Origin of the sequence: Bacillus altitudinis (assembly GCF_001191605.1) — a bacterium.
Classification (GTDB): domain Bacteria; phylum Bacillota; class Bacilli; order Bacillales; family Bacillaceae; genus Bacillus; species Bacillus altitudinis.
The window spans coordinates 1,321,635-1,344,808 of record NZ_CP009108.1 but is presented as its reverse complement, the minus strand read 5'-3'; the positions used below and the strand labels follow the sequence as shown (position 1 = coordinate 1,344,808).

General features: G+C 43.5%; 11 protein-coding genes and 1 riboswitch. Of the genes, 3 read left to right on the top strand and 8 right to left on the bottom strand.

All coding sequences use genetic code 11. From position 1 onward, the window contains the following. Positions 1–6: 6 nt before the first annotated feature. From ID12_RS06830 to ID12_RS06800, 7 genes are all read right to left on the bottom strand, one after another. A complete protein-coding gene (locus ID12_RS06830; protein WP_050826932.1) occupies positions 7–10,722 on the bottom strand; it encodes a non-ribosomal peptide synthetase in 10,716 nt (3,571 codons plus the stop codon). Positions 10,723–10,869: 147 nt separating this feature from the next. Then, positions 10,870–10,962, bottom strand: a riboswitch (cyclic di-GMP riboswitch). A gap of 368 nt (positions 10,963–11,330) precedes the next feature. Further along, positions 11,331–12,134 (bottom strand): ABC transporter permease, encoded by an 804-nt coding sequence (locus ID12_RS06825; RefSeq protein ID WP_007498221.1) that lies wholly within the window; start codon positions 12,132–12,134, stop codon positions 11,331–11,333. Then, a complete protein-coding gene (locus tag ID12_RS06820) occupies positions 12,127–12,996 on the bottom strand; it encodes an ABC transporter permease (protein ID WP_008347830.1) in 870 nt (289 codons plus the stop codon). The genes ID12_RS06825 and ID12_RS06820 overlap by 8 nt, the downstream gene beginning before the upstream one ends. After that, complete coding sequence (locus ID12_RS06815; protein ID WP_050826931.1) at positions 12,996–14,087, bottom strand: ABC transporter ATP-binding protein; 1,092 nt, start codon at positions 14,085–14,087, stop codon at positions 12,996–12,998. The genes ID12_RS06820 and ID12_RS06815 overlap by 1 nt, the downstream gene beginning before the upstream one ends. An 8-nt stretch (positions 14,088–14,095) precedes the next feature. Next, entirely contained in the window at positions 14,096–15,181 is a 1,086-nt protein-coding gene (locus tag ID12_RS06810) for an ABC transporter substrate-binding protein (RefSeq protein ID WP_017358546.1), read from the bottom strand. Further along, complete coding sequence (locus ID12_RS06805; RefSeq protein ID WP_050826930.1) at positions 15,178–17,163, bottom strand: hydantoinase B/oxoprolinase family protein; 1,986 nt, start codon at positions 17,161–17,163, stop codon at positions 15,178–15,180. The genes ID12_RS06810 and ID12_RS06805 overlap by 4 nt, the downstream gene beginning before the upstream one ends. Then, a complete protein-coding gene (locus tag ID12_RS06800) occupies positions 17,153–19,222 on the bottom strand; it encodes a hydantoinase/oxoprolinase family protein (RefSeq protein ID WP_050826929.1) in 2,070 nt (689 codons plus the stop codon). Before ID12_RS06800 ends, ID12_RS06805 begins: the two co-directional genes overlap by 11 nt. A gap of 366 nt (positions 19,223–19,588) precedes the next feature. On the opposite strand from ID12_RS06800, the gene ID12_RS06790 reads away from it, so the two are divergent. The 3 genes from ID12_RS06790 to comJ all read left to right on the top strand — a co-directional run bounded on the left by ID12_RS06790 (position 19,589) and on the right by comJ (position 22,365). Beyond that, entirely contained in the window at positions 19,589–20,017 is a 429-nt protein-coding gene (locus tag ID12_RS06790; protein ID WP_007498233.1) for a NucA/NucB deoxyribonuclease domain-containing protein, read from the top strand. Positions 20,018–20,143: 126 nt separating this feature from the next. Next, positions 20,144–21,841, top strand: a complete 1,698-nt coding sequence (locus tag ID12_RS06785; protein ID WP_048002413.1) for a methyl-accepting chemotaxis protein — start codon at positions 20,144–20,146, stop codon at positions 21,839–21,841. 137 nt (positions 21,842–21,978) lie between these two features. Beyond that, positions 21,979–22,365, top strand: a complete 387-nt coding sequence (comJ, locus tag ID12_RS06780; protein ID WP_050826928.1) for a competence protein ComJ — start codon at positions 21,979–21,981, stop codon at positions 22,363–22,365. Between the two features lies 1 nt (position 22,366). On the opposite strand, the gene ID12_RS06775 is transcribed toward comJ, so the two are convergent. Then, a complete protein-coding gene (locus ID12_RS06775; RefSeq protein ID WP_050826927.1) occupies positions 22,367–23,173 on the bottom strand; it encodes an AAC(3) family N-acetyltransferase in 807 nt (268 codons plus the stop codon). Position 23,174: the final 1 nt, after the last annotated feature.

The following is a 23,174-nucleotide window of genomic DNA, read 5'->3' as shown; positions in this document are numbered from 1 at the left end:
GTTTGCTTAAAATATATCCATTAGCTTTTCAAGTTCATCCATGGTCAGGTCATCGTCACCTACATCACTAGGCGTAATTTGCGCTTCATCTTGTGATACACAATGTGAGATGAGTGCCTTCACGTTCTTTTCTAAAAGGTCCTTGAACTGCTCCATCGTTTGCTCTTCGAATTCAAGCTGGTGATATGACATCGTCATATGGAACATGCCCTGTTCTACGAAACCAACAATATCTAATGCATGAGGTTTCTCTGATTCTGGACTTAACGATTGACCTGCCTGCCAAGTGGATCGACTTAGTTCACCCCCGCCAATCTGTTCATCAAACTGACCAAGATAGTTAAAGCTGATATCTGGCGTGACATCAAATGCGAGACCGTCCTTCATTTTGTCAGGCGTTAAGTATTTTAAAACGCCATAGCCGATTCCCTTGTTCGGAATGTGTCTGAGCTCTTCTTTCAAAAGCTTGATTTGATACGAAAGATCCTCCGCATGCGACAAATCAAGCAGCACAGGATACATGCTCGTAAACCAGCCGATGGTCCGCGACACATTGACCGCCGGAAGGATGTCTTCCCTTCCATGTCCTTCAAGGTGAATAAAGTGTCTGTCTTCTCCTGTCCACTCTTTCAGGGTCAATCCTAAAGCGGTTAGCAAAATGTCATTGATTTCCGTATGGTACGCCTCATGTACTTCTGTCAGTAGGCTGCGTGTTTCTTCCTCAGACAGCGTAAAGCGAATGGTTTTTGTATGCAGCATTCTTTGATCCTCTGTAACATGATCCTTTTGCAGAGGTGCAGTTAAATGCCCAAGTACCTTTTTCCAATAGTCCCTTTCTGCCAGCAGCTCATCTGACACTGCATATTCCGTCAACTTCTGGGCATATGCTTGGAATGAATGTGTTTTTTCAGGAAGTGTCAGCTCTTCCCCACGCTTCGCCTGCTCATAAAGAGCCATGAAGTCTTCAAGGAAAATACGCCATGACACACCATCAATGACAAGATGATGTACAACGAGCAATAAGTGATCTCCATGATCCGTACGGAAAATCGCAGGTTTGACTAATGGTCCCTCTGTTAAAGAAATACTCGCCTGCACTTCATTTGCCAGCTTTTCTACCTGCTCGATTTGCTGTGATCGTTCTCCTTGTACTTCTATCACGTCCACCGCTACATCGTTTTCGTCTACTCCACGATGACGCTGAATGATGTGTCCTTCTTCTATCGGATAAACCAATCGCAAAGCATCATGATGGGTCATCATCTGCTCGAGCACTTGCTTGACAAGCGCTTCATCCAAACCATTTGCCGCATGGAGCATAACGGACTGATTCCAATGATGCTGGCTGCTGAAGTTACGTTCAAAGAACCAGCGCTGGATCGGTGTTAAAATGGCCTCTCCTTCGACAGCTGACTGATCGGCTGTGAGAAGGTCCGCTTCTTCGATATATGGGCGAAGCTCCGCAATCGTTGGATATTGGAAAAGCAGCTTCATATCGAGCTTCCAGCCCTCTTGCGTAAGTCTGCTTGCCATTTGGATGCCTTTAATCGAATCTCCGCCAAGGAAGAAGAAGTGGTCGTGAATACCGACTTGGCTGATGCCAAGTACATCTTCCCAAATGCCGCAAAGCAGTGCTTCCACTTCATCTCTTGGCGCTTCGTATGCTGTTTGATTCGCTTCCACATCAGGTGCTGGCAGTGCTTTGAGATCTACTTTTCCATTTGCCGTCATCGGCAGTTGGTCTAGCTTGATGATCCATGATGGCACCATATATTCTGGCAAGATGCGCTTTAAGTTTTCTTTCAACGTATCCGTTTCTTTATCTGTGATGACGTAAGCGACAAGAGCGTCTTGATCACTTGCGTCTTTGGCCGTTGTCACGACGGCTTCTTTCACTTCATTTAGCGTAAGGAGCTGTGCTTCAATTTCTGACAGCTCAATCCGGAAGCCGCGGATGTTCACTTGATGGTCTTTTCTACCGAGATAAATCAGCTCGCCATCCTCGGTCCATTTCACCAAGTCGCCTGTACGGTACATACGCTCTCCTGGATAAAACGGATCTGGGACAAACCGTTTGTCCGTTTCCTCTGGGAGATTCCAGTAGCCTCTTGCCAGTCCTTTCCCCGCAATCACGAGCTCACCCGGTACGCCTTGCGGCGAGAGGTCATATAACGAACCCATAATGTAAAAACGAGTATTGGCAATCGCTGTTCCGATAGGAAGCGTGCCTTGATCTGGATCAATGATCCCGCTTGTCGCCACGACCGTATTTTCTGTTGGGCCGTAGTTATTGACGAGTTTGTATGGAACGGGCTTCACCTGTTTTAGCTTGTCCCCGCCTGTCAGTAAGTAACGGAGAGAATGATTGTCCATCGACATAAACTGCTCACATAGCTGTGTTGGCAGGAATGCAATGGTGATGCCTTCGTGATTAAAATACGAATTGAGCTTGATCATATCGAGGCGAATCGCTTCGTCGATGATATGGAGCTCTGCGCCGGCCATCCACGTCGGGAACATCTCCCAAATGGAGGCATCAAAGCCAAAGCCGGCATATTTGGCGGTTCGGTCTTGTTTCGTCACCTGGAAGGCATCATTGTGCCAGTAGGCGAGATTGACAAGGGACTGGTGCTCGACCATGACACCCTTCGGCTGTCCAGTCGTTCCAGATGTGTAAATCATATAGGCGAGATCCGTTGGTTTGACAGGAACCTGAATCTCGTGTGCTTCTCCTTCTACTGCCTCTTCTATGAAGAGGGTATGACCTGTGAAAGAAGGTGGTGCAGTGAGCTCTTTCTGAATCAGAAGGACCTCTGCCCCGCCATCTTCCAGCATGTAGGCAATGCGCTGCGCTGGATAATCGGCATCAATCGGCACGAATGCCGCACCTGCCTTGAGCACACCGAGAACAGCGGCTGTCATCTCGAGCGATGGACGTGTGAGAATGCCGATGCGGTCTCCCGATTTTGTGCCGGTGGACATAAGTGTTGCGGCGACTGTATTCGCTCGGTTGTTCAGTTCTTCATACGTCCAGCTTGACCCGCAGAAGGATGCGGCTTTTTGATCAGGTACTTCTTGTGACCTCGCCTCAATCAATGCATGAACCGTTTGATCTGTCGGGACATTTAGGATAGGTCCTGACCATTCATCAAGCAGTTTTTGCTGCTGCGCTGGTGATAATAATTGCATCTGATCTAATAATTGATCTGGTGCTGACACCATTTGTTCGATCAAGTAAAGGAAATACTCCTTCCACTTCTCAATCGACGACCGTTCAAAGATAGAAGAATTATAATCAAACACAAGCTCGATTTGATCGTCAGATTCGTTTCCAGTTAAGGTTAAGTCAAATTTGGCTATGTTCTCATTGAATGATTGTGGAACAATGTGAAGTCCATCCATCGATAGGTCACGAATATCTGCATTTTCCATCGAGAACACCACATCAAAGATTGGATGGCGGCTTGTGTCGCGAACCGTTTGCACTTGGTCCACCAATTCTTCAAATGGGTAAAGTTGATGTTCATTTGCCGCTAACACAAGCTCATGAACTGTTGACGCAAATTGAGAAAATGTCTGATGTCCTTCTGGTTTTGTTCTGAGTGCCAGCGTATTCACAAACATGCCGATGACTGATTGAATATCAGGATGAGTTCTGCCCACCACTGGAGAACCGATCATGATGTCTTCTTGTCTCGAAAGCTTGCTTAAAAGCGTACTGTAGCAAGCAAGTAGCACTGTATACGTTGTACTGTTGAGTGATCTAACCAGCTCATCCAATTGCGATTTAAGCGCACCGTCTATAGAGAATTCGACGCGGCCCCCTTCAAACGTCTGAACCTTTGGTCTCGGAAGATCCTCAGGCAGTGCCAAAACAGGCAGTTCTCCTTGTAATTGTTCCAACCAAAACACCGCTTCAGCCTCTTTTTTCGCAAGGGATTCTTCACTGTTTGACCAGACCGCATAGTCCTTATATTGAATAGGCAATTCATCAAGTTCGTCTCCTCGATACAAGATCGATAGCTCATCAATTAAAATACCGACAGACGCACCATCTGAAATGATGTGGTGCATATCAATCAACAGATAATGAACACTCTCCGATTCAGACACAAGTCCCACTCTAAGCAGCGGCGCTTTTTCTACATCAAATGGACGGATAAAATCATTCATTAATTGCTGAATGTCTCGGCCGTTCCCTTCGATGTTTTCAATGTTCACAGAAACATTCGTTTCAATTCGCTGAACAGGTTCACCATGAACGAAGTCAAAGCTCGTACGGAATGCTTCATGGCGATGAACAAGCTGGTTTATGGCTTTTTTAAATCGTTTTTCATCAAATACACCTTCAAGCTTTAAAGCAGCTGGCATATGATAGCTCTGCTCGGCATCTGTCATTTTTTGCAGAACAAACAATCTTTTCTGAGCAGATGTCACAGGATAAACAGCCGCTTCTTCCGCTTTTTCCACTCGTCTGATTTCAGTTCGATCTGTTTGATCCACCGCAAGGGCAAACGCCTCTAAAGTGGGTGATTCAAATAATGTTTTCAACGGACATTCCACATGCATCTCTTCATAGAGCCTGTTCAGCATTTTCATGCCGCGCAGTGAATGACCTCCGCATTCAAAGAAATGATCATGTCTGCCGATTTTCGGCACTTCAAGAACTTCCTCCCAAATGTGTGCCAATATACGCTCTGTATCTGATTGAGGAGGGACGTATTCATTTGCCGCCTGTTCACTCACATCAGGTATCGGTAATGCCCGTCTGTCTACCTTGCCATTCCCCGTTAGTGGCAGCTCGTCTAATTGCATGAAGAAAGCTGGCATCATATAAACAGGGAGTTCTCGTCCTGCTTGCTCACGTAAATCCGACAGTGGAACAGCACCTTCTGCTGTGAAATATGCACATAATGTTTCATTTGATAACGCAATGACAACGGCTTCTTTCACTTGCGGATGCTGCAATAGCTGGTGTTCAATTTCGCCAAGTTCGATACGCTGACCTCGAATCTTGACTTGATGATCGATTCGCCCAATGAATTCAATATCTCCATTTGACAGCCATCGTGCGAGATCGCCCGTTTTGTACATGACTTCACCAGATCGGAAAGGATTTTCAACAAACTTTTCGCTCGTTAACTCTGGCTGGCGATAATACCCCTTGACCAGTCCTTCACCTGCGACACAAAGCTCTCCAGCTACTCCCGGCGGCTGCACATGTCCAAACTCATCAACAATATAAACAGCCGTTTGACTCACCGGCTTTCCGATCGGAATCGACAGTGCTTGTTCTTCAATGTGATTCACCGGATAATACGTTGTGAAAATCGTGCTTTCAGAAGGTCCATACATATGAATGAGTTTGTCTTCTCCAACCGTTTCAAGGGCTGCCACAACATGCGGCACAGAAGCACGTTCCCCGCCAAACAGCACTTTTCTGACGTTTTTCAGGCTGCCTTTTTTCATATCAATCAGTAAGTGAAATAGAGCGGTCGTGATCATTAAAATACTGACTTTTTCCTTCTCAATCGCGCCAGAAAGCTCATTCATATTTAAAATGTGATCCTTTGGCAAAACAATGAGTTTCGCTCCGTTCAATAAAGCGCCAAACACATCAAACATAAATGCATCAAATACATAGTTTGAAAGGCTCATCACCGTGTCTTCATGATGAATGGTGAGATAATTCGACTGCTTCACTGTTCTCAAAATGTTCCGGTGCGTCACCATGTTCCCTTTAGGTTTGCCTGTCGTACCAGATGTGTAGGTCAAATTCGCCAAGTCCAAAGGCGAAACACATACAACTGGATTGCTCTCTGACTGCTGATCAACGGCTTGATCTTCTGTTTCTATGATTTTCCCTTCAAACGCAGTAAGCACAGAACGATGACGCAGCACCTGATGGGTCAGGACAAACTGTGCACCACTATCTGTCAAAAAGTGCTTGATGCGCTCATCAGGGAAGTCAGGATCGATTGGCACATAGACACCGCCAGCCTTTAGCACAGCTAAAACGGACAGCACCATCTCATTAGAACGTTCAAAGAATAAAGCCGCTGTCATCCCTTTTTCAAAACCATGTTCGTGTAAATAATGAGCCAGCTGGTTCACTCTGCGATTCAGCTCTTGATAAGAAAGAACCTCATCTTTATATTGCAAAGCAGGCTGATGACCGTGCTGCTCTACTTGTGATTCAAATTGCGTCACAATGGTTTCTTCCGCAGGATAAGGCGTAGGTAACGGGTTCCACATCTTCAATTGAGACGCTGCTTCTTGTTCAGAGAGTAAGCGGTATGATTGAATCGCTTGCTCCGGCATTTCGACCATCTGCTCCAGAAGATAAACATAATGCTTGAGCATCTGCTCGGCAGTACTTCGTTTAAATAACGCCGTACTGTAATCGAGAACAAAGGAAAGACCATGACTTGACTCCATCGCTTGAAGTGTGAGATCAAACTTTGCAATATGGAAATTGGTTTCCTCGACTTCGACTTTCATCTCTCCAATATGCTGGGCTGTTGAATGATCTGGCGTTAGAGTAAAGACCGTATCAAATAATGGATGGCGGCTAAAATCTCTTTGCACATTTAGCTTTTCAAGCAGCCGCTCGAATGGATATTGCTGATGCTCAAACGCCCTCATCGTCTTTTCCTTTACTTGCTCAATCAACTGCGTCATTGAACCGTTCGGATCTACCTCTGAACGTAAAGCAAGTGTTTGGACAAACATGCCGATCATGTCATTCAAATCTGCATGCACCCGGCCTGCTGTCGGTGTCCCCACAACAAACTCCTTTTGACCTGTGTATTTCGCAAGCAATGTATAGTAAGCAGAAAGCAACACGGTATACAGCGTCGTATGATGATTCGCTGCAAGCTCCTGCAAACGGCCTGTTAACGTCTCATCGATGTTTCTGAGAACACGGTCTCCAGCGAAAGACTGGACAGCCGGACGCTGATAATCAGTTAGAAGCTGCAAAGCAGGGATATCTCCTGAAAATTCTTTCAGCCAGAATGCTTCATCTATTTGATCGCCTTGCTCTGCCTGTTGTTCTTGCCAAACAGCATAATCTTGATATTGAAGCTTCAATGGCGCTTTCACTAATCCCTCATATGCGTCAGACAGCTCACGCAGCATCAAATCAATTGAAAGACCATCTGAAATCAGATGATGCATATCGAAATAGAGAAGATGCTCCTGATCATGTAAAGACTGTAGCCCAACACGCAAAAGCGGAGCCTGCTCAAGATGAAAAGGTCTGACAAATTGACGCATGTTCTCTTCCATCGTGCTGCCTGTCAGCTGTTCTATTTGAAATGGGACGGATGAAGCTACCCGCTGACGAGGGACTCCTTTGACTGTATGAAAAGAAGTTCGCAGCATATCATGACGTGCGATCAGTTTTTCAAAAGCTCCCTCCAACTTCTCTCGTTGCAGCGTTCCTCTTAATTTCACAACGGCAGGCATATGATAGGCGATGCTCTGCTCCAGCTGAGTCACCATATAAACACGCTGCTGCGCTGGTGACAGTGGATAATCGGCGGCAGTCGGTGCTTTCGGTATGACCACTTGTGAAGACTTTTCCGCTTGTTCAATATAAACAGCAAGTGCTGAAATCGTTTGCTGTTCAAATAAAACAGATAAAGGGACCTCCACTTGAAAAGCCCGCTGAACGAGTGTAAGAACTTTCATCGCTTTGAGTGAATGCCCGCCTAGGTCAAAGAATGAGTCGTACACACCTATGTTCTCTTGATGAAGAACGTCTTCCCACAAACGAACAAGCTTCGTTTCTACATCGTTTCTAGGCGCTACATAAACAGCACTGACAGCCTTGTCTCCTTTTAATACAGCAAGCGCACGCCGGTCGACTTTCCCACTCACTGTCAGTGGAAATGCCTCAAGCTGCTTGAAATAAAGCGGCATCATATAAGCTGGCAACTGATGTTTGATAGCGGCTTGCAGGGTGTCCACGGAAAGAAATTCTTGTCGTGCTTGATAGTAAGCACTTAAAGCCTTTCCACCGTCCGGTTCATCCACGACAAGGACAACAGCCTGATCGACTCCGTCTACCTGCTCCATGACCGCCTCAATTTCACCTGTTTCGATGCGGTAACCTCTTATTTTTACTTGGTCATCTATTCTTCCAAGGTAATCAATTGTGCCGTCTGGAAGCCATCTCACTACATCACCTGTGCGATACATCCGGTCTTCAGGAAAAAATGGATCTGGTCTGAATGCCTTCTCCGTCAATTCAGGCTGATTCACATAGCCCCGTCCAACTCCTATTCCCGCAATGCATAGTTCTCCCACAGCTCCCTGCACCTGTAGTTGTTCATGTTCATTTAAAATATAAATCCGGTGATGGCCCAGTGGCTTTCCAATTGACACATAGCGCTGTTCTGGTGACTTCTGCAGCTCACTGAGATCTAGACGGTGAACCGCCGCATCCACACACGTTTCTGTCGGACCATACACATTCCACAAGGCAAAATCCGGCTGGCTGACACGCACAGCTTCAATCAGCGCCTGCGCTGCTTTCGCAGGGAGTGCTTCTCCCCCAATCAGCATATGAGTCAGTGCAAGCCCATCCAAATCAGCTGCAAGTAAAAGCTGCACATGTGCTGGCGTTCCATCTGTTGCCTTAATTTGATGTTCTTTGTAATAAGCCGCTAGCTGTACACCGTTTCGTGTCGTTTCTCTTGGCACAATATGAAGCGTATGTCCAAATAAAAGAGCAGCAAAGATTTGTTTAACAGATGCATCGAAATGGAACGGTGCAAGAAGCGCCACTTGAAGCTGATTTGCCCCCTCATACACTTCGTGATGCAGGGCATGAACCAAATGATGCAGCTGAAGATGCTCGATCATCACTCCCTTCGGCTTTCCAGTTGTACCCGATGTATAAATAAGATAAGCCAAATCCTGTGATGTCGTCTGATCGATCAGCTCAGGCAGCGGACGATCTTCTAATTCCATATGCTGCTGGACAATCATTTTTTCCGCAATGGATGAATATTGCTGAACAAACGATTCTTCTGTTAAAACGATAGAAGCACCAGAATCTTCTACAATAAATTGAATGCGTTCCTCAGGTAATGCCGGATCGATCGGTACATATGCACCGCCAGCTTTTAATATCCCAAAAATGGCAACCATCGCATCTGCCGTCCGTTCCATTAAAACGGCAACTGGTACATCACGCGAGACACCTTTCATCTGTAAAAACCGTGCCAGTTTGTCCGCTTTTTGATACAGCTCTCCATAAGTGAACGTTCCATTTTCCGCTACCACAGCTGCCCGTTCTGAATACGTTTTAGCTACCTCATCAAATAAGTGGTGAACTGGTTTCGCTCCTGGTAAATCAAATGCTTCTCCCTTAGATAATTGAAGCAGTTGCTTTTGTTCATCTGCTGGCAGTAAAGAGAGAGCCCCAATCAGCTGATCTGGCTGAGAGACCGCCGCCTCCAGCAAAATGATCAATCGATCAAACAGCTTACTCATATCGTCTTCACTAAATAGGTCTGTACGGTAATCCAAATCAATGGTCAATGTATCTGTATCCCAGCGGTCCTTCACATGAATCGATATATCATTCATCCCGCTTCCACTAAAAATCGGCTCCGTAATGAACGAAAGATTCTCTTTTTTCTGCCACTGCATGACCTGATACTCTAAAGAAATATCAAACAGGCGCCCTGTAAATCCATCTCTTTCCCTTAAATCATTCATGAGCACATTGTAAGGATATTTTTGATGACGCAAGATCTTCATCTGATCCGCCATGACCTGCTTCACGAAATCAAGAAACGTGAGGGATCCTTGCACAGATGCGCGCATCGGAATGGTCGACACAAACATCCCAATCATCTTTTTTTCCTTTGCATTTGTCCGATTGCCCATAAAAGTGCCAAGGACCACATCCTCCATGCCGCTAAATCGGTGCAAGTAAATATAGACAGCGGACATAAACATAGAAAGCATACTGACTTTCTCTTCTTCACAAAAGACTCGAAGCTTCTCCTTTAAAGAATCAGGAATATCCCCTGAAAATCTCTCCGCATGTAAGCTCATCTCGTAACCTTTATGCGGTGTTAAAGAAGCGAAATCTGGAATATTGGAAAATTGCTCGTTCCAAAAAGCTTGGTCTTTCTGAAAACGTTTAGAAGATTCATACGTTTGCTCACTCATGATGTGATCAACGAAGGAAATGTCTTCAATTGGGGAGATGTCTGTCCCCTGCAGCATGTCATGGTATAGATCAATGATTCGATTTCCCATCAAGATAATTGAAATACCATCAGCCACAATATGATGTGCTTTACAGAACAGCCAGCACTCTTGATCACTGATTTGAAAGACCGTAAATTCAATTAAGGAACGATCAATCAGTTCCATCGGCTCACGAATCTCCTCGTTCGCCCACGCTCTGACTTCCTTTTCACTCCAGCCTTTCACCAAACGAATCGGCTGTTTTTCATATGGCTTGATATATTGAACGGGCTCCTCCTGCTCATGTCGATACACCAGCCTTAAACGAAGAGAATCAGTTTCACGAATGTACGCTTGAAGCACATCCACGATCAAAGAAGGATTTAGACCTGATACCGATCTTAACTTGGCAAACCCACCCAAATTAGAAATACTTGTGCCTGGATAAAATCTTTCCGTGTAGAATACTCGCTTTTGCGCATGTGTTAAGGGGTAATAAACTGTACTCATTCTCATCCTCCGCTCTTCTATGTTTTCTCCACCAACTGTGATACCCTGCACCCTCTATATCAAAAGAACCAAGTCTATTTCATTAAAATAGACGGAATAACAAAAAAGGAGCCCACCCCGAATAAAACGGAGGGACTCCCATTTTGATTCGGTAACCTGCCGACCATAGTAAAAAAGCAACTTTTACCTTAGGACATGGCTTTGCGTCTCTATGTTTCCATAGATTTGCCTTTTTCTTCTTTTCTTTTAGATATTTTCTATTTACGTCCACTTTATATGAAATTATTGTTTTTTTCACCGAAAAATGGGTGTAAAGATTCATGCGTTATGCCGAAGGGATCACATCATAATTTACGATATTTACCGAAAATAACTAATAATAGTTGCGTTCCACCGAAAATAAATGACCAATTACCGCAAAAATTTCATGTTTTTCCTTAAATTTTTCAAATATGACCGAAAATGTAGGAGAGAGGTCTCCTATCACGCCTCGCATTTTCTTAAACCTTAAGAACTATATTCCATAAAACTTTGAATATTTTTACCATAAAAAACAATACAAAAAGAGCTGTCATTTCAAATGACAGCTCCTTGTTTCTTCATTATATTTACATCACCTTAGACAGACCAATCGTTTTCTCAATAATGAGCAACGCAATGATAGAAATGATAATAAATATGACAGATATCGCATTGACACTCGGATCAAAAGTTTGCTCAATGTAATTAAACGTCCTCACGGGAATCGTAATGGTTTGAGGTGAAGAAACGAACAAACTAATCGAGATTTCACCAAATGATGTCACAGCAGAAAACACCCCACCTGCGATAATACCAGGCTTGATCAAGGGCAGTGTCACACGAAAGAAAGTACGTATGGGCCCTGCACCAAGATTCATGGAAGCTAGCTCAAGACGTGGATCAAGATTTGAAACACTGACACCCACGGTTCGTACCACATAAGGAAAACCAATGATGACATGCCCAATGACTAATGCCCACAAAGACCCTGTAAAGCCCATAGCTGTAAACAAATACAGCATCGCAATCCCTAATACCACTTGAGGAATCATAAGAGGTGACAAAATAAAGGCTTGAACAGCTTCCTTTCCCTTAAAGGAAAGCCTTGCTAAAGCATAAGAAGCCATCGTTCCTAAAAGAACAGTAAGCGGCGTCACAATCAATAACAGAATCACGCTGATACGCAAAGATTCCATCCATTCTGGATTCGACACGACCTCATGAAACCAGCGAACGGAAAACGAAGTCGGCGGGAATTCAGGAAAAGCATTCGGACTAAAAGCAGAAAGAACAATGACAAGAACAGGTACGGTTAAAAAGAGATAAACGAGTGAGCCTGCGGTCCATATCAGAACCGAAAGCAAACGGTCACCTATTGATTTTTTACGCATGCATCCTCGCCTCCCAACGCTTCAATAAATAGCTTAATAGACTGACGACCGCTAGCACACAAATCAATAAAGTAAAGGACATCGCAGCGGCAAGAGGCAAGTTATACACCTGCATGACCTGCTGATAAATGGACAGTGGCAAGAGCGGTTGCATCCGTCCGCCGACTAGCAAAGGAGTAATATAGCTTCCTGCTGCAAGTGAGAAGACAATAATTGCTCCGGTGATCATGCCTGGAATCGTAAGCGGCAAGGTCACATGAAAAAATGTCCGAATACGACCAGCACCAAGACTCATAGAAGCCGGTCTTAAGTGACGGTCCATATCAGTTAAGCTAGTTGCAATAGGCAGCACTGCAAAAGGCAGCATCACTTGAACATAAGCAATAATGACCGCATTCATATTCCACAGCATCGATAGCGGTTTCTCAATCAGATGTAAATCGATCAGCATGCCATTGATCAAGCCATTTTGCGAAAGAAGCACGATCCATGCAAATGTCCGAATGACGACACTCGTCAAAAGCGGCGATACAAGTAAGATATAGAAAAAAGCCCGCAATCTTGGGTGAGGTGCTTTCACTAGCACATAAGCTGCTGGATATGCCATCAATAAACAAATCACCGTTGTCTGTAAGGCCACCCACACAGTACTTCCAATTGCTTTCACATATGCATCTGTCGTAAATACATGTAAATATTGAGACAAACTATAGGATTGTAACGTATTCATCATCGAATCCACATCACGAAAACTGAGGACAAACATCATCACAAGCGGAGCAAGAAGGAATACAACTAGAAACAAACAAGCTGGCAGCAGCATAAACCAATGAAATCGCTGATTCTTTTTTTTGATTCGCATCACACATGCACCTTCGAATCTAAGAACACAATATCTTCAGGCTGCCAATGAATATGCACAGTTTCTCCAACTTGAGGCAGCTCGGGAAACGCTGCGTCTGATGCATGGACAATGATTTCACCTTGATTAAGCCCAACGACCAAACGTAAAGAGTGCCCAATATAACTGACATCTGCCAACACGCCTGTGACATGATTTGGCTGAACTTCCTCCCCGACAGAAGATAACTTGATTCTCTCAGGACGCAGCATGAGTAAATGCTTCTCGCTCTTCTCTTTAAATGCGGCAACTTTTAGCTGAACTTGCTTCCCGTTTGATTGAATGAAATGTGGAACAGTGTATGTGGAAGTAACTTCATCATATTCCGCTTCAAATAGATTGACCTGTCCGATAAATTCAGCAACAAAACGATTATTTGGCTGACGATATACTTCTAAAGGTGTCCCAATCTGCTGAATTTTCCCCTCACCTAATATCCCAATTCGGTCAGAAAGACTTAGGGCTTCCTCCTGATCATGCGTCACAAGAATAGTCGTAATTCCGACATTCCGTTGAATATTTCGCAGCTCCGTCTGCATATTTTTTCTTAGCTTTGCATCTAGGTTACTGAGTGGTTCATCCAGAAGGAGAACAGCCGGCTGGATAGCAAGTGCACGTGCAATTGCGACCCGTTGCTGCTGACCACCACTTAATTGGTGCGGCATACGTTTGGCAAATGACTCTAATTGAACAAGAGCCAAGCTCTCCATCACCTTTTGCTTGATTTCCGCCTTCTTTTTCTTTTGAACCTTCAACCCATATGCAACATTATCAAATACGGTGAGATGTGGGAAAAGTGCATAGCTTTGAAAGACCATCCCCGTTTTCCTTTGATAAGGAGGTAAAGTCGTCACATCCTGATCACCAATATAGACGACTCCTTTTGTCGGTTCTAAAAAACCACCAATGATATTGAGTAAAGTTGATTTTCCGCAGCCACTAGGGCCAAGAAGGGAGAAAAACTCTCCCTCTTTTACCGTAAGACTGACATCATCAAGAGCAATCTGCTCGCCAAAATGCTGGCTGATATGTTCTAAATTGATTCCACTCATGCGATCACCTATTTTCCTCCGCCTAGTACTTCATTCCATCGATTTGTCCATTGACCGAGCTCTGAAGTCGCTGTTTCGTAATCTACCCAAGTCAGCTTGCTATAATAATTTTCGCCAACCTTCACTTTTCCCTTAATTTTGTCTCCGTATTTCACATCAGAATTCGACATGCCATAGTAAGATTTTTCTGAGAAGGCTTCTTGAGCTTCTTTCCCGCTAAGGTAGTTTAATAGCTTATAAGCCGCTTCCTCATGCTGACTTCCCTTTGTTAACGCCCAGCTCGCAACTGCTGCCACAGCGCCTTCTTTCGGATATGAGAATCCAATATCCATCCCTTCTTCTTCAAGTGCAAATGCTCGGCCATCCCAATATGGAACTGCCGTCACGTCACCACGTTCTAACAGCGTTTGAATAGACCCTGGGTTATCAGGAAAAGCAGCTACACGCCCTTTTAATTGTGCTAGGCTTTTAAATGCTTTATCAATATCCTTAGGATTTGATTCTGTCCCTCCTTGAGCATGGACAAGTGCAGAGAAAAATTGTAAGCCCGCTGAATAAGTTGGGGAAGAAATCGCCACTTTCCCTTTCAGCTGATCGCTCCATAAATCTGTCCAGCTGTTTGGCTCCTGTTTGACAAGATCTTTTCTATAAGCAATTCCAAGCTGTCCCATACTAAAGCCTGCTGCATATTGTTTTCCATCAACAGTGAGTTTCTTTTGAACAGAACGATATAGCTTTTTCACATTCGGTGCTTGATCTTCATCAATAGGCGCAAGAACGTTTGCCGCAATACCTCTTTGAATCGTATCAGGCTGTAAAATAAGCAAATCATACGGTGGATTTTTACCATTAGATGCTTTTAATTTTGTAAACCATTCAGAATCTGCCCCAGAGACCGTTTGTACTTTAATGCCTGTATCCTTTTCAAACTTTTCGAGGATTGGCTTAATATTCTTTTCCCAATCCCCTCCGTAGACACCAACGATCACAGTCTGCTGCTGTTTACTTTGGTCCTGCCCATTTCCACCGCATGCAGACAGCAGTAACATGACGGATAGGACACCTGCAAATATGGCGATTACTCTTCTTTTCATGATTCATTTCCCCCTTTTTGTTGATTCAACTGACGAAGTGCTTGAATAATATCCATCTTTGTTAATGGTTCCTGTCTATGACTAAAATGAGAATGAACCGCATGTTTATAGTGCGTACGCTCATTTGCTGGGTATGAACGAAGCTGCACAGCAAGCTCACTGCTGGCTTCGTCCGTCCACACTTTCTCATAAGCTGCTCTTTGTTTTCCAAAATCCCAAGCGACAGCATCAGCATCATTCATCTTTTCACGAAGCCTGCTCGTCTGTTCGTCATCAATTTTCCATTCATTATGATCTCGATAGACTTTGACGCCATATTGCTGAAGTGCTCTTTCTTCACTTAATAGCCCTGCTTCCACTTCATGAAGGACTTTTTCTTTCGTTCTAGAAAATGGATTCCCCCATCCTCCTCCACTTGGTGAAACCAATTGAACAATATCGCCTTTTTCAAGACGCATGACATCAATTTTCGGCTGGTTTTGTGTCTCCCCATTTGGTTTGGTCAATTTCACCTCACCAATTGCTCCTGCACGTCCGCCCATTAACCCCCAAGGTTGAAACTTCATTCGTTCCATTCCTCGTGCCGTCACCATCGATTCTGGCTTGATCATTTCAAATTCTAAACCAATTGCATGTCCCCCTCTATGTTCCCCTGCTCCACCTGTGTTTGGCAGCAGTTCATATCGGTGTACATGAATATCAATATGCTGTTCCAAGCTCTCAATGGGTGTATTTTTTAAAAATCCTGACGAATGATCAATTCCATCTACTCCATCAGTCCCTTTTTGAGCACCGCCGCCTCCGCCTAACGGTTCGACCACAGACATTTTTCTGCCTCCTGTTTGATCATCAGGAACAGAGAGAACGACGATAGCGGATTGCCCTGCACCTGCCGCCGGCACTGCTTCAGGCAACAGCTTACCAATAGCACCTAGCACGACATTATACAATCTCATTGTAATGGAATGCCGAATACCGACAGAAGCCGGATATTCTGGATGGACAAGCGTTCCTTTAGGTGAAATCACGTCTATCGGATACGTAATCCCACCATTAATCGGAATAAAAGGATCTTTACTAATAATGTAATTGATCAATCCTTGATATAAGAAGGAGTGCTTTTGACCATTGGTGACAAGATTAAAAGCTGTCTTAACTTGCGGGTCACACTCAGAGAAGTCCAGTGTCAGCTGTTTCCCTTTGACCGTCAGCTTGATCTTTAATCGGATCGGCACGTCCGAAATCATATCATCATCCAAGTAATCAGCGAATTCACTCGTTCCATCAGGGATGGCTTCAATGACTTTTCCTGCGCGATCCTCTGCTTGCTTCAGCAGATCAATCATTCCTTGCTTCACTTCGTTTTTTCCAAATTTCTCGATCATTTCTTTTAATCTGATTTCTGCTGTATTAACAGCGGCAATCATCGCATTAATATCGCCATCATTTAAATGACTCGCCCGGCTATTAGCTCTTAAAAAGGTACGAACAACCTGATTCTCTTTTCCACCTTCATAGATTTTCACTGGCGGAATTCTTAATCCTTCCTGATGAACATCTGTTGCAGTTGGAGAAATGCTTGAAGGGACAAGACCTCCCACATCACTTACATGAACAAAAGACCAGGCATAACTGACAATTTCATCTTCTATAAAAATAGGTTTGATGATATGAACATCTGGCAAATGAGTCGCTAAACCGTCTGTCGTATAAGGATCATTTGTGATGATAATGTCACCCGGCTGCATCGGTCCGCTTTCTTCAATCGCTTTTTTGAGACTCAGCCCTAAAAAGATCGTGACACCGACTGTTTTTGGGTAAACAAAGAAATCTCCAGAAGGCGTGGCTAATGCTGTGGCAAAATCCGCCGATTCTTTTACGAATGTTGTAAAGGATGTCCGCTCAATGACATGTCCCATGCCTGATGCAATCGCATTAAAATAACTCCTCATCATCTCAAGCTTTGCTGGATCAGTTCCCATGTAAAGCCGCCTCCCTTGAAATCACCAAGTTTCCTGAATGGTCTATGCTGCCTGCCCATTTTGGCAAAATCAATGTTGTCGTATCATCTTGCTCAATGATGGCAGGTCCTTTCACAACAGCACCTAATGACAAATTACTCCGATTGTAAACAGATGCTTCGTACTCTTTTTCTTCTATAAAGATTCGTCTGTATGATTGTGGTATTAAAGGCTGTCCGCTGCTTTCATCAACAGGAGAGAAAGGCAGTGGAGGTGTTTCACCTATAACCCGAACTCGCAAATGAGTAAATTCAATGTTCGCCTGATCATCTCTATGGCCATATTGACGCTCATGCAGGTTGTGGAAAGCTTCAATCAGGTGATAGACGTCTTGTTCCTGCTTTAGCCAATCCACCGATAATGGCAATTCAATCTCAAATGCCTGCCCTTGATAGCGGGCATCTGCTAATAACAAAATGGACGTTTGTTTGATATGTTGAATGTTTTGCTGGCTGAACCAATCCGTTGCTTTGCGTGAAAGCATTTCATAATCTTGTTTTAATTCGTCCATCGTATAGTCTTGTAAGCAGATTTTCTTAGACAACACAGCATCATGGATAAAATCGGCTGTAAGTGCACCTAGCGCACATAATGTTCCTGGACTTGGAGGGACGACCACATTTTTCGCATGAATTTCTCTCGCAAGGAAATTCGCGACAACAGGTCCTGCCCCGCCAAATGCCAACAAACTAAAATCTCTAGGATCAAACCCTTGCTGCTCCATGACATTGCTTAGTTCTGTGTACATATTGGCAACAGCCACTTGAATCAACTGGTCAGCCGCCTGTTCGACCGTTTTATGAAGCTGATCAGCAATTGGCTGAAAGGCTATTTCCGCTGCAGACCGCTGCAATTGTAAATGTCCTCCGGCAAACCGTTCTTGATTGAGGTAACCGCATATGAGAAATGCATCGGTTAAAGCAGCTTTTTTTCCCCTTCCATACGAAGCAGGTCCAGGCTGCGAGCCAACTGATTCCGGTCCTGCTTTAAGAAGCCCGCCTTGATCAAGCCATGCAACAGAACCTCCGCCAGCCCCTATCGAATACATTGCAACAGATGGAAGAATGATCGGAAATCCTGAAAGCTGATTCGATTGAGCCATTGTAGGCTGCCCATTTTGAATGATCGAGATATCTGCACTTGTGCCACCAACATCAAACGTAATTAAATTGGGTTCATTTGCAGAAGTTGCAATTCTTGCTGCACCAATTACACCAGCTGCCGGGCCAGAAAAAAGTGTTTTAACGGGTGAAGTAGCTGCACTTTCTGCATCCATTAAACCACCATTTGATTGGGTAATGTATGGAGAAATTGGTACACCTTCTTCTTTCAAGCGGCTTTTCAATGTTTGTAAATATTGTTTGACCTTTGGTTGAATGTACAAATTGACAACAGACATCACTGTCCGCTCATATTCCCTCATTTGTGGCCATAATTCAGAAGACGTCAGGACTTCTAATTGTGGGTAATGGTGATGAATATAGGCTTTAGCTTGTAATTCATGAACTGGATTCTGATAACTATGTAAAAAAGAAATGACAATGCCTGCTAGTTTTTTAGACATGACCTGCTGGACAGCATCATCTAATTGCTGCAGTTGGAGAGGTTTTTTGATCGAACCATCGTGTATGAGCCTTTCAGAGATTGGATATACATGTTTTCGTGGTATCAATGGTTCTGGCAATTGAGAATTGAAGTCATAAGGAATGGGTAGACGTAAACGCTGTAATGACAAAATGTCTTGAAAACCTTCCGTTACAAAAAGGGCTAAATCTGCTCCCTTTCTCTGCAATAATGTATTAAGACCGATTGTCATCCCGTGTACGAGATATTGTATTTTGGATAAATCGACACCTCTTTCTTTTAGAAGTTTCAGCCCATTGATAATTCCTTGAGCTGGGTCATCTGTCACTGTAGGTGTCTTGAGTTCAGTCAGCTCCCCTGTCGCTTCATTCATCAGCGATAAATCAGTAAATGTTCCACCTATGTCTATTCCGAGCCGATAAGAGACATCCGCCATTTGTACTTCCCTCCTGCAATGTAATTGGAATCATATTTTGATAAATTACGACATTTTTTGATATTTGACTCCATATTATTAAAGCATATCGGTCTAGTCAATTTTATTTTTTTGAAATTTCTGTGTGTTAAAATCTTGAAATTAGCCTAAAAACCAATCATAAAGCCATTTTGCATCAGCATATATGTTTTTTGAGCAGCAAAATTAAATTTTTATGAGTTTGTACAACGAGGAAAAGAGCATAAACAGGTAAAAAACGTTTTTCGAACTTTAAAAGACGTTTTTTCAAAACGAGGAGAAATTGGTAAGTAATTCTGCTATACTTCTGTTTACAAAATACGCTAAAGAGAAAGAGAGCTAGCATCTATGAAACTTCTTAAAACCATTCTCTTGCTTTTATTGATTGTCATTGGTATAGCGACAGGCTATGTCCAACTAGGGCAACATAAACAAGAGACGACAAACTCTTCTTATGACAAAACCATTCACTTTCCATCAGATCGATATCCAGAAACCGCGAAGCACATAGAAGAAGCTATTGACGAAGGTCATTCTTCCATTTGCACCATTGATCGAAAAAATAGTGATGAGCAAAGAGACAAATCACTTCATGGCATTCCAACAAAGCGTGGTTATGATCGTGATGAATGGCCAATGGCGATGTGTAAAGAAGGTGGAGCAGGGGCTTCTGTCAAATATGTACGTCCTTCGGATAATAGGGGGGCAGGCTCTTGGGTAAGTCATCAATTATCAGATGATCCTGATGGCACAAGAATCCAATTTATTATCGAGTAGCACGATCTTTCCTTTTTTCATAACAAAAATTTCTGTGTAAGTGCATTCACGTATATCAAACATTTTTTTCATGCCGATAATCTTTAAGGAGGGATACCCTACCTTATACCTAAAGGAGTAAAAAGCATGAAGAAAAAAGGAAAACTGAGGCTTGGCGCCAAAATAATGCTGATCTTTTTAAGTGTCCTCATCGTATTTTCAGCAGTGGTTGGTTATGTAGTGAACCGCGAAATGACAGAGAACATTAAGCAAATGGCCACCGAAAAAGCAAAAGGCGATCTAAAGCTAGGATACGCTTACCTAACTGAAAAGGTTGCTGGCTCGTGGCAGATAAAAGATGGCAAGCTTTACAAAGGAAATACTCAAATCAATAACCATGACACATTGGTTGATCAATTAGCCGAATATACTGGTGATACAATCACGATTTTCCAAGGAAATACCCGTGTTGCCACAAATGTCATGTTAAACGGGAAACGAGCTGTAGGAACCGAAGTCTCACCTGAAGTAAAGGCCGCTGTTTTGGATAAAGACGAGAATTATTACGGAACAGCCAATGTTGCCGGGAAAGACTACCAAACGGCTTATATGCCCATCAAAAATGATACAGGGGAAACGATTGGTATTTTCTATACCGGTGCAAATCAAAGCATGATTTCACAAATGCTTCAGTCTTTCTTTATTCAATTTGTCACGGTTCTACTGTTAAGTTTAATTGTTTCTGTTATCATTATTTCTATTTTCACAAAGCGGATTCAGACACGTCTCAAACATATGGCATCTGCTATTAAGAGTGCAGGCGAAGGAAATTTAACCATCAACGTGACAGATCACACAGGCGATGAACTTTCTGAGCTGGCAGGTCACTTTAATAAGATGCGTGAGAAATTAAATCAAACCATTTTAAATGTGATCAAAACATCTGAATTAGTAGCCACCTCTTCTGAGGAGCTGTCAGCTAGCGCAGAAGAAACGAGTGCAGCATCAGAAAAAATTACCCATACCATTCAAGAAGTCGCTCAATCGTCTGAACAGCAATCAGCCCAAATGACAGCTAGTGAGCACACGATGAGACAAGTATCTAACGAGCTAGTAAACATCACTGAAAATGCGGGACAAATGGCAACAAGAAGCCAATCCGCACAAGAAATGGCCCAAAAAGGTGTACAAAATATCGGTGAAGTCAATTCACAAATGACATCTATTGCAAAATCAATTGAAGAGAACGGTACAGCAATTCAAGCGCTAGAAACACGTTCAGCCGAGATTGATCAAATTTCCAAAGTGATTACAGATATCGCTAACCAAACTAATCTACTTGCTCTTAATGCGGCCATTGAGGCAGCACGCGCAGGTGAACATGGAAAAGGTTTTGCCGTTGTGGCAGACGAAGTGAGGAAACTCGCAGAAGAATCGCAAACATCATCCAACATGATTTCACATCTCATTTCCGAAATACAAAAAGAGATGAATCATTCGACGAGTGCCATTAAACGAGTACGAGAGGAAGCGGCTCAAGGGGCTGTTCTTATTTCTCATACAGAGGATTCATTTATTGACATTCAGCAGTCAATGAAGGAAATGGCAGATGGCATTCAACATTTATCAGATGCATCCCAAAAAATCGCAGCTTATACAAATGATGCGAAGCAGACCTTTGCCTCTATCACAGAAGGCGTTAAACTGACGAGTGAACATTCACAACAAGTAGCAGGTTTAACAGAAGAACAATTTGCAGCAATGGAAGAAGTAACAGCTTCATCAGAGGCTCTTGCCCATTTAGCAGGAGACCTAAAAGAAATGGTTTCGCAATTTCACATCTAGATCCCTCAAACAGTAGCGCAAGACGGCGACAATCGTCTTGCTGCCTAACATTCTCTTCAATTATCATACTTTCAAACATTCACTTTTCAACATGATCGCCAGCTGGACAAATTTTATGAATAAAGGAGTTAATCTATATGAATGATTTAAATCAAATGTATCCCCTATCTATCTCCTATCACCAAATCACCGTATACACTGGAAGCACGACGCCACCTGTGATTGATTGGACAGATGACGATATTCTTCAAGGATTCGCAACTGGGGATCGAGGTATTTCTTTTGAAGGCATCAATAACGGAAAGGCTTCTATTATCGTGACATTAAACAGCCATGAGCCTCCATCATCCGTTGATAGAGTCATCACAGTGCCATTTACTCATTCAAGTGATCATGTTTATCTAACAAGCGTCATGGCACAGGTACTGTCTTTCTCCATTCCAAAAGGAGACTATCAGCTCACCTGCTATATATCTGAGCACCCTGATCAAGATCTCTATTATTTTGATTTTCAGACTGCTTAGATCACGCCTGGTCGTACTGCTCAAGCCATTTTTCTGCAAAATCGACTGATTCTCTCATCGGCAATAAATACGAATTGGCTAGCCCGATTTGACTGTGGTTATAACGACATTCTGATTGTAAAAAGTCACGACCAATCTGTTCAAATAGTTCTTCTCTTGTGATGATATCTTGATACTCTTTCCACACCCTCCAACCATTCTCTAAAATGGGGGCCCCTCGTGTCATGAGGTCTTGCTGTGGGATTCGATATTCAGCTAAGTGAAAAGCTGTCACACTTTCGAATGACGTGCCAATTAGCAGCACTTTTGCATCAAGATCGTACATACGTCCAAGAGGTGAATTTTCTCCTAAACCATAAGGAAGCGCATGGTGGTTCAACACTTCATGTTTCCTTTTCCCCCAGGCGGTGAATGAGAAATGAGGATGATTGCTTCTTTCTACGCCTGGGTATTTCCAAAAGGTCTCCGCTACCTTTCCCATTGCTGTTGGAGCTGTGTAAGCCGGATCAAATGCAGGCATCGTGTCTTTGATCGGTTTCCACCAAGAATAAGGAACAGGCGGATTGATCCAATCAGCAGGATCAGACAGCTCTAATGTTTGTGCCGGCATAATCAGTGTTCCTTCATCTGTTAAAATATCCATCATAGCTTGGATAACTGCTATGGCCCCTCCATTCACCCAGCCAATAGATGACAAGGATGAGTGGACACATAAGGTCATGCCCTGCCTCACACCGAGTTGAACCAAATCCGCTTTGATTCTTTCCTTTGTGATTGGTTCAGCCTGATGTTCAATTAATCTTTTCATC